Annotated in this window: 12 protein-coding genes; 8 read left to right on the forward strand and 4 right to left on the reverse strand. The window is 40.6% G+C overall.

Annotation, left to right across the window (positions count from 1 at the left end; translation table 11 throughout):
• Positions 1–6: 6 nt before the first annotated feature.
• Positions 7–1,488, reverse strand: coding sequence for an amino acid permease (locus tag MKZ02_RS08295; protein ID WP_120033664.1), 1,482 nt, complete (start codon positions 1,486–1,488; stop codon positions 7–9).
• A 268-nt stretch (positions 1,489–1,756) separates the two neighbouring features.
• On the reverse strand, positions 1,757–2,773 hold the full coding sequence (locus MKZ02_RS08300; RefSeq protein ID WP_120033661.1) for an AI-2E family transporter: 1,017 nt from the start codon (positions 2,771–2,773) through the stop codon (positions 1,757–1,759).
• Positions 2,774–3,343: 570 nt separating this feature from the next.
• Here MKZ02_RS08300 and MKZ02_RS08305 point away from each other — a divergent pair.
• Positions 3,344–4,162, forward strand: a complete 819-nt coding sequence (locus MKZ02_RS08305; protein ID WP_340852975.1) for a phytoene/squalene synthase family protein — start codon at positions 3,344–3,346, stop codon at positions 4,160–4,162.
• A gap of 55 nt (positions 4,163–4,217) precedes the next feature.
• Here the strand turns inward: MKZ02_RS08305 and MKZ02_RS08310 are convergent, their stop codons facing one another.
• Positions 4,218–4,361 carry an acid-soluble spore protein N gene (locus MKZ02_RS08310; protein WP_120033657.1) on the reverse strand — a complete coding sequence of 48 codons (144 nt, stop codon included), beginning with the start codon at positions 4,359–4,361 and terminating at the stop codon, positions 4,218–4,220.
• 252 nt (positions 4,362–4,613) lie between these two features.
• Here MKZ02_RS08310 and MKZ02_RS08315 point away from each other — a divergent pair, with 252 nt between their 5' ends.
• From MKZ02_RS08315 to MKZ02_RS08345, 7 genes are all read left to right on the forward strand, one after another.
• Entirely contained in the window at positions 4,614–6,086 is a 1,473-nt protein-coding gene (locus MKZ02_RS08315; RefSeq protein ID WP_259455587.1) for an N-acetylmuramoyl-L-alanine amidase, read from the forward strand.
• A gap of 256 nt (positions 6,087–6,342) precedes the next feature.
• A complete protein-coding gene (locus MKZ02_RS08320) occupies positions 6,343–7,779 on the forward strand; it encodes an FAD-binding oxidoreductase (RefSeq protein ID WP_340852980.1) in 1,437 nt (478 codons plus the stop codon).
• Positions 7,776–8,312 carry an MFS transporter gene (locus MKZ02_RS08325; protein ID WP_120033651.1) on the forward strand — a complete coding sequence of 179 codons (537 nt, stop codon included), beginning with the start codon at positions 7,776–7,778 and terminating at the stop codon, positions 8,310–8,312. The genes MKZ02_RS08320 and MKZ02_RS08325 overlap by 4 nt, the downstream gene beginning before the upstream one ends.
• Before the next feature lie 46 nt (positions 8,313–8,358).
• Positions 8,359–8,649, forward strand: a complete 291-nt coding sequence (locus MKZ02_RS08330) for a hypothetical protein (protein WP_142927217.1) — start codon at positions 8,359–8,361, stop codon at positions 8,647–8,649.
• Positions 8,650–8,881: 232 nt separating this feature from the next.
• Positions 8,882–10,288 (forward strand): M48 family metallopeptidase, encoded by a 1,407-nt coding sequence (locus MKZ02_RS08335; RefSeq protein ID WP_340852983.1) that lies wholly within the window; start codon positions 8,882–8,884, stop codon positions 10,286–10,288.
• A 24-nt stretch (positions 10,289–10,312) separates the two neighbouring features.
• Positions 10,313–10,741, forward strand: a complete 429-nt coding sequence (locus tag MKZ02_RS08340; protein ID WP_120033645.1) for an RDD family protein — start codon at positions 10,313–10,315, stop codon at positions 10,739–10,741.
• A gap of 350 nt (positions 10,742–11,091) precedes the next feature.
• Positions 11,092–12,450, forward strand: a complete 1,359-nt coding sequence (locus MKZ02_RS08345; RefSeq protein ID WP_340851863.1) for an IS1182 family transposase — start codon at positions 11,092–11,094, stop codon at positions 12,448–12,450.
• Positions 12,451–12,591: 141 nt separating this feature from the next.
• Here the strand turns inward: MKZ02_RS08345 and MKZ02_RS08350 are convergent, their stop codons facing one another.
• Positions 12,592–13,974, reverse strand: coding sequence for an APC family permease (locus tag MKZ02_RS08350; protein WP_340852986.1), 1,383 nt, complete (start codon positions 13,972–13,974; stop codon positions 12,592–12,594).
• Positions 13,975–14,020 lie beyond the last annotated feature (46 nt).

Raw genomic sequence — 14,020 nt, forward strand, 5'->3', positions numbered from 1 at the left:
TTTAGCTTATTTAACTTGTGGATCTTCATCCATAGTAATTTCGCATTCTGTTAAAGGAACGACTTTTGTTTTTTTGATGAATTTATAGCTAAACCAGACGATTAGGAATAACGGAATACCGAGATAGGAAGAAACTACATTCGTCCAGTCGATATGATCACCAAGAAAGGCTTGATAGTTCTGTGCCAATAATACGACAAGACAGATGCTGAATGCGAGAATTGGCCCCAATGGATACCACTTTGCCCGATAAGGAAGCTGATCAAGTGAATACCCTTGAGCTAAAAATGCTTTTCTAAAACGATAATGGCTTGCTGCAATCCCTAACCAGAAAATAAAACCGGTGACGCCAGCAGAATTTAGAAGCCAAATATAAATGACACCGTCTCCAAAGATGGAAGCAAGAAAAGCTAGTAAACCTACTAATGCAGTTGCTACAAGGGCCGCAACTGGAATGCCTCTTTTATTTAACACTCCAAAAAGCCGAGGGGCTTGTCCTTCTTTTGCCATAGCGTATAAAATCCGAGTTGAGGCGTATAAGCTTGAGTTCCCTGCAGACAATACAGCTGTCAAAATGACCGCGTTCATTAGGGAAGCTGCAAAAGCAAGACCAGCCTTTTCAAATACTAACGTAAATGGGCTTACCATAATGTCATCACTTTTAAGATTTTCATTTGTATAAGGAATGATTAACCCGATGACTAAAATGGCAAGCACGTAAAATAATAAAATTCTCCAAAAAATAGTTCGTGTCGCTTTGGGCACATTTTCGCGCGGGTTTTCACTTTCCCCTGCTGCGACACCGACGATTTCAGTTCCTTGGAAAGAAAAACCTGCTGCTAGAAACACACCAAACATGGCTAGAAATCCTCCGTGAAAAGGAGCATCACCAATAGTAAAGTTTTTGAATCCAACGGAATCGCCGCCATTCATAATACCAAAGATCATAAGGAAGCCAACAATAATAAAGATAATGATTGTAGTAACCTTAATAAAAGAAAACCAATATTCCCCTTCCCCATAACCTTTAACGGACAATATATTTAAGCCAAATATTAATAATAGAAATAAACCACTCCACAACCAGGATGGACTATTTGGAAACCAAAATTTCATAACGAGGGTGGAGGCAGATAACTCAGCGGCAAGCGTAATCGCCCAGCTGTACCAGTAATTCCAACCTAGTGCAAAGCCAAGAGAGGGATCGATAAATTTAGTGGCGTATGTGCTGAATGCACCACTTGTTGGCATAAGAGCTGCTAGCTCTGCCAGACTGGTCATAATAAAATAGACCATCACGCCAATAATAAGATAGGCAAGCAAGGCGCCACCAGGGCCTGCTGAATAAATAGAAAAACCGCTGCCCAAAAAAAGACCGGTACCAATTGAGCCGCCCAGCGAGATCATCGTTAAATGTCTTGCTTTTAATCCTTTCTTTAATTCGCCGTTTTGGCCAATGCTACCATTTTGTAATGATTGATTGCTCATAGTTCTACCTCCAAGATGATTAAATACAAATGTTGCATGGTAACTATGCTTTATCTTAAATACCACCGCTAAGAGAAGTAGTAAACATCAAAATGTTGAAAGCGTATACATATCATAAATCGAAAAGAGTAAAAAAGAAAGAGGTTTTTTGTATTTTTTTGTCGGAAAATGTTGTATTTTTACTATGTGAAAAATGAATTGATAGATAACTTTATGAAAAATCCCCTCTCATTTGGTGAGAGGGGAGAATAAAAAGCTGTTAAACATATTATGACAAACGGGTGGCTTCTTTATTTGTCACTTCCAAAACATCAAGCAAGAAAACAAAGACCGGAATCCCGATAATTAACCCCCATACACCGAAGAAATGCTCCGAGAAAAGGAGGACAACGAACGTGTAGAAAACGGGCAGATCGGTTTTTGAGGACATCAGCTTTGGATTTAAAATATAAGCCTCGATTGCATGAATAATAGCGATGGCTATTATTACGTAGACGACTTTAATAAAACCGCCAATCGTATAGGCAATTAAACAGAGAGGGACGAGTGAAATAATGACACCGGCAACGGGGATAAGTCCCAGAAAGAAAATCATTATCGCCAATCCGAAGATTTGCTGAAATCCCATAATCGACAGTGCGATCACGGATAATAAGCAATTAATAAAGGCAATAATAAATTGTGCCTCAATCACTTTTCCAAAGGTACGTGTGAACTTTTTTCCGAAAAATTCAATTTCATAATAAAAAGGAGCAATTTTACTATCTTTAAATTTTTTGGTGAACTCTTGTAAGCGCGGTTTTTCTAAAAGGAAAAACAAGCTTAAGATTAAGGAAATGAATACATCAATGCTCGTCTTGCTAATATCGCTGAATGATTTGAGCAAGAAAGATACGCCATTCTCTAAGTAAGCATTAATTTGATCACTAGAGATGACTTTTTCAATGTAATTCATAAAAACATTATCGTGAGGCTGGGCATAAAAAGCGGTGATGCGCTTAATTAACTGGCCGATCTCTATCGTAATAATCGGCAGGTATTTCACGAGTCCAAATGTTAATAGACCCACGATGAGGGAATACATCAATAAAACGAGAAGCCTGCGGTTTAATGGGATGCGCCTAGCTGCAAATTCTACGAGACGGTCCATTAAGAAGGCAAAAATAAATGTAAGAAGGAGTAAATTAATCATGCTTCTCATTGCAAATAAAATCAAAATAATCAAACCGGCAATAATAATACGTTTAACGCTTTTTTTTTGGAAAAACCCTTTTATCTCATCCATCTCTACTATGACTCCTTAGCAAGTTTCTCACTTTTCAATACAGCCAATTACATTCTGTTCTTTCTATTTCATTATCAACTCGCGGGGGGAAGTTTACAAGTATTTAAAGAGGTTTTTTTCATATAGGAATAATTAACAAGGCTGCCGTATCAGATATATGTATCAATAGTGTATGTTAACAGGAGTTGTCTCGTTTTTTCTTTTAGAGACCATAGCTTAAAACAGTAGAAAAGAAAATGATCTATTGTATGTTTATTGAGTAAGGGGGGGCCAGAGTTCCTTCTTAAAGCAACCAGAAAATGACGTTTTTTAGTCATATTCTGCATGTGACTATTTTTCAATTACCGGGACGGTTATAATAGATAAAATAGAAGGACGGGCAGAAAGTGACTTTTTAGTCAATTGTTCACTTGTCAGCTTGCAAAAACTTTATACTAAACTTTTTTTCTCTAAAATCAAATGTAATGAGAAGTGGGTCTTTTATGTTAGAATATTGTTATGAGTGAAAATAACATTGGTTTTTGAGAATATTTAGCGTAGGACCGCGAAAATAGTGGGAGGCAGCAACAGATGAGCGAAATGAATCATTTACAAAGAGATGCAATCAATGTGCTAAAGGAGACGAGCAGGACATTCTTTATTCCGATCAGTCAGCTTGCACCAGGGGTGCAGGAAGCCGTGGCTTCAGCTTATTTATGCATGAGAGCAATCGATGAGATTGAAGACCATCCGGAACTTGAGCCAGCATCGAAAAACAGCCTGCTAAACTCTATCAGCCAGATTTTGAAAGGATCGTTTAATACTGAAAAGTTCGAGTCTATTGTCGAGCCATATAAAGCCTTGCTGCCAGAGGTTACTTTACGGCTTGGTGATTGGGTCAAGTACTGTCCGGCAACAGTTGTAGACACTGTTCTAAGTGCTACTTCGATCATGGCCAAGGGCATGGCAGATTGGGCAATGAAGGGATGGAAAGTAAAGGACGAGAAAGATTTGGACGACTATACTTTTTATGTGGCCGGCCTTGTTGGAGTCATGCTCTCCGATATATGGAAATGGCACGATGGCACAGAAACCGACAAACAATTAGCGATTGCTTACGGACGCGGATTACAGTCTGTTAATATTCTTCGCAACCATACGGAAGATCGAGAACGGGGAGTAAGCTTCTTCCCTGAGGGTTGGGAATTGGAAGATATGTTCAATTATGCTAAGCGCAATTTGGCTTTAGCTGATGTTTATATAGAAGGGATTAAATCCGGCTCTATTCTTAATTTTTGCAAAATCCCTCTCGCTCTTGCTCATGGGACGCTCCATGCTTTAGAAAAAGGAAAAGAAAAAATGAGCAGAGCAGAGGTAACAGAAATGGTGAGTCAAGTCATAGAGAAATAGGATCAAGGCAAAAAGCTGTTTCCACAGCTTTTTGCCTTTTTTTGATGAGAGGCAGTTATTCCCCTTTTGTTTGGATAACTTGGGCATGTTTTCCTGATGTGTCCTGCATTTTCTTTCCTTTGTTGCCCTCAAAGGAAGTTGGAGGTGAACCGGTCTCATTGGAAGCAAAGTGATTTCTGCTTGTTTTAGGCTTACTCATAATATCCCTCCTTTCGATAGATAGGTTTGCCAAAGTAAAGAGAAATAATTTATTTTTCTCCTATTTTCCTCCCTTCGAAATATTTTGTTTCAAAAATATTACAAAGATGTTTTTGTTGTTACAAAGATACAATAAAGCTACATAATTAGCCCTTTATTACCGAAAAGTACAATAAGAGTCGAAAATTGTATGTTTAGAAGTATATTTGTATGCTAGAATAAAATGGTAAAATTTGTGAAGGGAGACAAACTTGTGAAGAAGAGTTCTATTTTTATGGCGTTTGCCTTTTTCTTAATTATTCCTCTTTTTGGATTTCATACGACAGCCCAGGCGAGCGGCTTTACCGATGTACCTAATCGGGCGTTAAAAGAAGTCAATTACTTGGCTGAGGGAGGAATTGCAAATGGTTCATCAGCAACTATATTTGCTGCCGAGAAAGTGGTGACCCGCCAAGAAGCAGCTACTTTTATCGCACGTGCCTTGCAATTAGATGGAGCAAAACGTGAAACCGTCTTTAAAGATGTATCAGCAAGCAATTTTTCTTCAGGGTATATTCAATCAGCGGTAGATAAAGGCATTCTATCAGGCTATGACGGTGGAAGGTTTCTCCCACAGAAAGAGGTAACACGTGGCGAAATGGCCGTTATGCTCTCAAAAGCATTTGGTTATGAGTTTGGCGGAAGCCTTTCGGGTGCAGCGAACGCTTTAATGTCCCGTGGAATTGCAAGCGGTATGGAAGATGGTACATTTGGAGCGAATGAGCAAATTATCCGTGCAGACTTCTCTGTTTTTCTTGCACGTGCCATTAATCCTGAATTCCGTATAAAAAACACGGCCACCTTTACAAAAACATTTTGGGTAAACACCAATAATTTAAATGTACGTACAGGCCCATCTACAAGCTATCAAAAGAGCGGCTCATTACAGAAGGGTGTCAAAGTACTCGGCAGCCATGAAATCGGGAGCTGGATGTATATCAAATCAGAAAATATAATCGGATTTGTTCATAAAAGCTATCTGAGCAATACAGAGAAACCAGGCAACACAACGGATCAGCCAGCAACACCGGATAAAGACAATAACCAGGATAATGATGAGAAACCTGGGGTAATCGACAACGTAGATCCGCGTTTAGCTAATCAAATTATCGTTCTTGATCCTGGCCACGGCGGCAGTGATCCTGGAGCTTCTGGATTCGGCCTCAAGGAAAAAGATGTGGTCTTAGATACGGGACTGAAAACAAATGAACTATTGAAAAAAACACCGTTTAAAGTGTATATGACTCGCACAGGTAACACGTTCCCATCACTACCAGACCGCACGGCGTTTGCTAAAAGTAAAAAGGGCAATGTATTTGTCAGCATCCATGCGAATGCCAGCAACGGAGCGGGCAACGGTACGGAAACGTATTACTATTCAGCAGCAGCAACTAATCCTTACGTATCTGACAGTAAGCTGCTGGCGACTAAAATTCAGAAGCGCATGGTAGATGCTTTACAGTTGAAGAACCGTGGAGTAAAAACAGCTAATTATTATGTGATTAAGTATAATAGCATGCCAGCCGCTCTAGCTGAACTTGGTTTCATTGATAACGCAAAAGATAATGAAAAGCTAAAATCAGACTATTGGCGTACAGCTGCGTCTAAAGCTATCTATCTTGGCATTCTAGATTACTATAAAGAAAAAGGTTATCAAGTCGATTCTCTTTATAACGTAGCAAAATAATATTGAAAAGACGCTCTCTGAAAGCTCACAAATCTTGCTTTTAGAGGGCGTCTTTTTTGTGAGGATTTTCATAGCCAGACTCATCCGTTTTTGCCCGTTATGTCCTAATTAAGTTTCTAAAGGGGCATTTTAAATGGGTTACTAAAAAGTCATCCATCTATATTAAGCAAATGATTCCATTTTTTACACTGATAGAAAAATAATGCCAATGATTATGATAAGATAAATATAGATATTTTTTCAGGAGACGTTATTTATGAAGAAAAAAGCAATGGCTTCTTTTTTAATTGGATATACGCTTCTTTTTACAGGATCTGTTTATTGGCACGGGCAACAATTCTCACAGCCAATTGCAAGTGATGCTGGTCAATTGTTGCCAACGGCAGTGAAAAGCATCGAGCAGGCAGAAGGGGAGAAGCAACTCCAAGAGATGGTTCGACGGGCAAATCGAACAGGTGATAAACTCTCTATTGCTGGCATGCAGCATAGCCAGGGAGGTCATACCTATTATCCTGGTGGAACGATCATTGATATGAAAAAGTACAATAAAATTCTTCAGTTTGATCCGAAAAGGCAAACGATTACTGTTCAAGCTGGAGCTACATGGGATGATATTCAACGACGAATTAATCCATACGGGCTCTCTGTCAAAGTCATGCAGTCGCAAAATATTTTTACAATTGGCGGGTCGTTGAGTGTCAATGTCCACGGCCGAGATATCCATTATGGTTCATTAATTGATACAGTGGAATCGTTTCGGCTGCTAACTGCTGCAGGTGAGATTATCAACGTGAGCAGAGAAGAAAATAAGGAGCTGTTTCCACTTGTTATCGGAGGCTATGGTCTATTTGGGATCATTCTCGATGTTACGTTTTCATTAGCAAAGGATGAGCTGTATGAAACACATACAAGAGTGATAGATTACAGCCAATATTCTTCCTATTTTCAAAACGCTGTAAATAGCTCGCAAGTTAAAATGCATCTTGCCCGCATTTCGGTTGCACCTGACACCTTTTTACGAGAAATGTATGTAACAGACTGGACAAATGCTAAAGATGAACATAAATTGACTGCTTATAATCAGTTAAAAGAGGATCGGATCATTGCAGCACCAAAATTACTTCTTGGCTTATCCCGATACAGTGACTGGGGGAAAGATAAATTTTGGGAACTGCAGCGAACGTATATGAAAAAGGGAAATGGGAAGCTGGAAACGAGAAATAATGTGATGAGATCAGAAACAGCTTTTATGGAGTATGAAAGCAGCAGTCGGACAGAGGTGCTTCAGGAATATTTTGTTCCTGTCAGTGAATTTGCAGACTATATTGATGATTTGCGGAATGTTCTTGAAAATGAAAAGGATTTTAATTTGCTCAATATTACCGTCCGCTATGTAGGAAAAGATGAACAAGCTGTCTTGTCTTATGCGAAAGCAGATATGTTTGCCCTTGTTCTGCTCATTAATCAGGGGAGGTCTTCAAAGGATATGAAGCAAACGGAAGAAGTTATCCGTAAGATGATCGATATTACCCTTCAGCATAACGGCAGTTATTACTTGCCTTATTATTCCTACCCAACGAAGGACCAGTTTGATACTGCTTATCCGCATAGCAAAGAGTTTTTTCGCATGAAAAGAAAATATGATCCGGATGAGCGCTTCATGAACTTTTTTTACAGGGAGTATGGCCAATGAATTTTCAACGGTTTATATTGTCACAAAGCTTAATGATAATGGCTGGCAGCATGATTTTTCCTTTTTATGTTCTGCTATTGAGAAATGTGGGCGACAGCTATGCTCAATTTGGCTGGGCCTATGGCTTATTTGCCTTAACTTCTGCTCTAGCTTATCCGATGATTGGAAAAATGGCTGATCAGCTAGGCGATAAAGTGCTGCTTGTTACGTATACATGGGGGACGGCTGTTACTCTATTGTTTTTTCCGCTTGTTACCGAAGCATGGCAAGTATATATTCTGCAAATTGTCATGGGTCTGCTCGGTGCTTTGCAGAAAAATACGGAAAAAACAGCACTTGCCCGTCACGTTATGAAGGAGACAGCAGGAAAGCAAATTGGCAGTTATCATACATGGACGTCGATTGGGGCAGCTGTGGCGGTCATTTTAACGGGATATATCGTTGACTTCCTCACGATCGGAACGATCTTTTACTTGGCATCCCTTGTCTATGTGATCAGCGGGATGATTTTGTTAAAAAAAGACATGAGCTAAGTGATTAAGGCATTCTGCTGTTTGGCTGTATGAAAACAATGGTGTAATGGCTATTGTTCTTACCGCTGGAAGAAGAAGTCACACTGTTATGGACGAGGCAGAAGCGGTGGGTGAGTATGTGCTGGGGCATAATGGGCACCCTGCAGCTATCTTAATTGATGAACAATCAAGAAGTGCTGAAGAAGATCTTAAGCAGTGCAAAGAGCCTGCGAAGGAGACAAGGGATGCCCAGCTTTGCCATTGTCAGTCATCCTCTCCACATGATGCGGGCAATCATATTGGCAAGGAATACAGGAATCAGCGTTTATTCTTCACCAACTCCTCGTTCTGCTTATAAAAGTGCAGAGGCAGAATGGCTCTGTCTCTCTAGTAAATTAGTCGTGTGTTCATCAAACTATTTAAATAGTTTGAAACGAATAGCAGTGAGCCTGATTATCCATGGTGAGTACAGACTTATTGTCTGCCTTTCTTCTATATTATAACCAAATATACCACTATATTCCTATAGTATATTCTTCCCTTCACTGTTATTCTAAGATGATGATAAATAAAGGAGTTACGACAATCTAATGAATCAAGATGTACCACTTAAAAGCCTCATCCACAAAAATGAGCAAAAATATTTTTGGTTTGTTCTTCTTATAAGCCTTATTGCGTATGGCAGTTTAATCATTTCTATTGTGGGTATTGTAATTATTTTAGTCTTGATGGCCATTTCGCTATTTTTGCACGCCCTATCGATTGGGTATATACGGACGAATGCTGTCAAGTTGACAGAGAAACAATTTCCGCAAGTATATGAGCAAGTAAAAGAACTATGCCGAAAAATGGAGATTTCACATGTGCCTGACGTATATGTCCTAGAGTCTCAGGGCGTATTGAATGCATTTGCCACCCGTTTTTTTGGACGGAGCATGGTTGTATTATACTCTGAGATTTTTGAACTGTCAGAGAAACAAAATAGTGATGAATTAACGTTTGTTATCGCGCATGAATTGGCTCACATTAAGCGAAATCACCTGTCAAAAACAATGTTTATTCTGCCTGCTATGTGGATTCCGGGCATCGCTGAATTATACTTACGGGCTTGTGAATACACATGTGACCGGTACGCTGCATATTATATAGATAATAGGGAGGCGGCTAAAAAGAGTTTAACTATCCTTGCGGTCGGTAAGACGCTTTACGAACAGGTGAATAGAGATGAATATTTAGATCAAATCAATCATGAAGCGGGTTTTTTCGTCTGGCTGAGTGAGATTCTTTCTACTCATCCGCCTTTGCCGAAACGAATAAATGAGATTGCTTTGTTCTTTAATGAGCCTGAGGGAACAGTTATTGTAAGAAAAGCATCGAAGGTCGTTTGGCTCTGGATACCAGTGATTGCCCTGATTTTCGGTTTATTTGTGGCTGGTATGATATATGCTTTCGAGAAATTTGATGGATTTATCGCTTCCGATGACTATGAAAATTATGAAGAAGAGGAAGCTCATGCAGAGCCTATTCCGCCAATTATTGAAGCAACGGTAAAGGGAGATACAGCTGCAGTTGCTGCTTTTATTACAAAAGGTGAAGATGTTCACACGATGGATAATCAAGGATATACGCCGCTTCATTGGGCTGTGCTTGATAATAATAAAGAAATGGTCGATGAGTTGCTAAAAGCTGGAGCAGACCCTAACCAGGAAGACTATTATGGCATGACTCCTTTTACAAAGGCGGCCGAGCAAGGGAATGCAGAGATGGTGCAACGTCTGGCAAAAGCAGGAGGAGATCCGAATTATCAAAGTGAGGGAGAAGATGAGACGACTCCTTTAGTGCACGCTGTTTTTAGCGAAGATGAATCTACAGTGGCGGCTCTATTAAAACTAGGAGCTGATCCAACGTATAGAGACAGCGGCAACATGACGGCATTAATGTATGCAATTGAGACAGGCAATCGTAATATAATTGAATTATTAAAGAGAGAAAGTTAATCACAAAAAAGGAGAGAGCATTCAATGATTAGACAACCAGCAGGGTTTTGGAGAAGATTAGCTGCCAATTTGTTAGATGCACTTATTATTGGGGTTCCTTTATCCATTATTAGTTATTTTATTACAGGAGATTGGGATGGCGATACGTTTACGAATATATTGAATCTCGTATACGCTTTAATTATCCCTGTTGTCTGGTCCGGCTATACGGTGGGGAAAAAAATTATGGGCGTCCGTATCGCCAAAGTAAATGGGGGAAAACTAGGAATCGGTGCTATGTTGCTGAGAACAATTGTCGCCGGCCTTGTTTACGTATTAACTTTAGGTATTGGCCTTATTATCAGCGCCTTCATGGTCGGCTTGCGGGATGACAAGCGCGCCATCCATGATTTTATTGCCGGCACGTATGTAACCACTGAAGACATTCAAATAGAAGAAAACATCTCGCTCTAAGAGCTGGGTTCAGGAGCAAACGTCCGCTTTAAAAGTATATAAAAAGCTATCTCTTTTCAGAGATAGCTCAGACTGTAGACAAACTCAATGAAATTCTAGAGTTTGTCTACAGTCCTTTTTATTTTGCTTGTGAATGGGGGCTGTTGATTTCCATTCCAGGCGCTTCGCTTTCCGCGGGGCGGGCGGTGAGCCTCCTCGCCGCGAAAGCGCCTGCGGGGTCTCACCTGTCCCGCTGATCCCGCAGGAGTCTTTGCGCCATTCATTTCAATCAACAGGGGTTACAAAGTTAGAGTAGCCGTACAACCATACCTGTTTTAAAATAAATAGATCAAACACTTGAGGTGAGAAAGATGCTTTCGAAAAACAATCCAATCCAACGGAATCAAATAGAAATGATCGCTCTAGACCAGCTTGTACCAGAGAATCACCTGGTCCGTAAAATGGAGGCAGCGATGGATTTCTCTTTTATTTATGACTTGGTGGAAGGATTGTATGCGGAAGTGGGCCGCCCAAGCATTGATCCAATTATTTTAATTAAACTAACATTTATCCAATATGCCTTTGGCATTCGATCCATGCGCAAGACGATCGAGGAAGTGGAAACGAATATGGCCTACCGCTGGTTTCTCGGTTATGGATTCCATGATAAAGTGCCGCATTTCTCTACCTTCGGTAAGAACTACGAGCGTCGCTTTAAAGATACCGACCTGTTTGAACAGATCTTCTATCGTATCTTAAAAATAGCTGCCGAGAAAAAGCTCATTAGTGCGGAGCACGTTTTTGTGGATTCCACTCATGTAAAAGCTAGCGCGAATAAGCGTAAATTTGAAAAGAAAATGGTTCGCAAAGAAACACGCGCGTATCAGGAACGCCTCCAAGAAGAGATTAATCAGGACCGAGAGGATCATGGAAAAAAGCCGTTCCCGCCAGATAAGTTCGATAAAGAAGAAACAAAAGAAATCAAGGAAAGTACAACCGATCCGGACAGTGGCTACTACGTTAAAGACGAACGAACCAAACAATTTGCCTATTCCTTTCACGCGGCCGCAGACCGTAAGGGATTCGTAATTGGCACAATGGTCACACCAGGCAACACACATGACAGCCAAATCTTAGAGCCGTTAATGGAGAAAGTGATAGAAAAGGTAGGAAAACCTAAAGCTGTTGGTGCAGACGGAGCTTACAAAACACCTGCCATTGCCAGTTATTTAATGGAAAACGGCATGACACCTGCTTTGCCTTATACACGGCCGCGCACAAAAGAGGGCTTCTTCAGAAAGCATGACTATGTGTACGATGAACATTTTGACTGTTACCTTTGTCCGGCAGGGGAAGTATTGAATTACTCAACGACGAATAAGGAAGGCTATCGTGAATACAGATCACCCAAACAGGTTTGTACCTCCTGCCCTTTTTTAGCTAAATGCACGAAAAGCAGAAATCATCAAAAAGTGGTGACACGCCATATTTGGCAGAAATATATGGAAGAGGCCGACCATCTTCGCCACCACGAAGAAGTTAAAGCGATTTATGCGGAGCGAAAAGAAACGATTGAGCGTGTATTCGCAGATGCAAAAGAAAAGCATGGCATGCGTTGGACAACGTTAAGGGGACTTAAAAAATTGTCGATGCAAGCGATGCTTACTTTCGCTGCCATGAATCTCAAGAAAATGGCCAGCTGGACTTGGCGAGAACCAGAAATGGCTTAAATGATGACCTCGGAGAGGTCTATCTTTCTCTCGAATGGCTTTAAAACTACCGAAAAATCAAAAGGGGTTCGGAATAAGACTATTCCGAACCCCTTTTGTCGACAAACTGAGCTATCTCTTTTCAGAGATAGCTTTTTATATTTACAGGTTTTCAAAGATAGAAATCTCTCTTTTTAGAAATTTCAAGGTGTACATTAACAGGCAAAAACCAGCGGACAACCAGATGAAACCAATCGTTTTTCCAATCGGGCTAATACCAAAGAAAATGTAAACGCAGACAGAGAGACCGAGCAGCGGAAATAGCAAATTGGTGATGAATTGCCATCCCTGCCTTTCTTTCCGACGAAAGTAGAACTCTTTGACGACTGAAAGGTTAACACAAACAAAACCAAAGAGGGCTCCTATGACAATCAGCTGGAAAAGAACGGATAAAGGAATGAAAACAGCACCAATATAGCCGACTATTGCTAATGAGGCAATACTGTTGACGGGCGTTTGATATTTCGGATGCAGCCGGGCAAAAAAATCCGGCAGCATTTTGTCACTACCCATACTGAATAAGATTCGAGAAGCGGATGCCTGTCCGGCCAAAGCAGTTGATATTCCCGACACGGCAATAATCAACGTACAAATGGTGGCAAGGGGGCTGCCGCCGACAGCGGTAGCAATTTCAAAAAAAGCTGTTTCCTGAGAGGCAAATGAAGTGAAGTCTGGCGCTGCAAGTGTAGCAAAATATACTTGACATATATAAAAGAAGGAACTGATTAACAAAGAAAGAATAGCGGCGCGGCCGACCATCTTTCCTGTAACTTTAGAATCTTCAGACATAGTTGTTACGGCGTCAAATCCCAAATAGGAAAGGACAGCAATTGAGGCGCCTGTAACCAGTGAATTCATTGAGAAAGTATCCCGATTATAGATCCCCTGTAAAGAAAAAAGACTGCTGATTCCGCCTGAAGAAATGAGGCTTTTGACAGCAAAGCCGATAAATAATGCGAGGCTGAAGAACATGAGCAGCATCATATACATATTCACACGCGAGGTAACGCGGGCGCCAAAGTAGTTACTTAATGTGACTGGAACGACGAAAATCAATAGAACTATCCACAAGGGGACAGAGGGAATGAGCTCCATCAGAAAGACAGCACTTAATTTATAAAGCAGCATCGGAATTAGTAAGTAATCGAGTAAAATCGCCCATCCAGCCATAAAGCCTAGTTGCGGATGAATGGCTTGGGAAGTATAACTGTAAGTGGAACCAGCCTTTGGAAAAGCGCCAGCCATTTTTCCATAACAAAAAGCGGTGAAAATCATAGCCACTAATCCTACTACATAGGAGAGTACCGCATGTCCTTTGGATAGCTGGGTCAGTTCTCCAAAGAGTGTCTGGGCTGAAACAGGTGCCATGAATACCATGCCAAAAATAACTAAATCACGCGTTTTTAAAACTTTTTTTAATGAATGGGCTGATGCCTCGTCTTGGATTCCATTCGTTTCAGTTGCTGAATAATTATATTCATTCATTATGCTTCTCCTCTCTGGAAAATATTGGCCAGTAACGCTCGTTGAC

The sequence above is a fragment of the Pseudobacillus sp. FSL P4-0506 genome, assembly GCF_038003025.1.
GTDB lineage: Bacteria > Bacillota > Bacilli > Bacillales > Domibacillaceae > Pseudobacillus.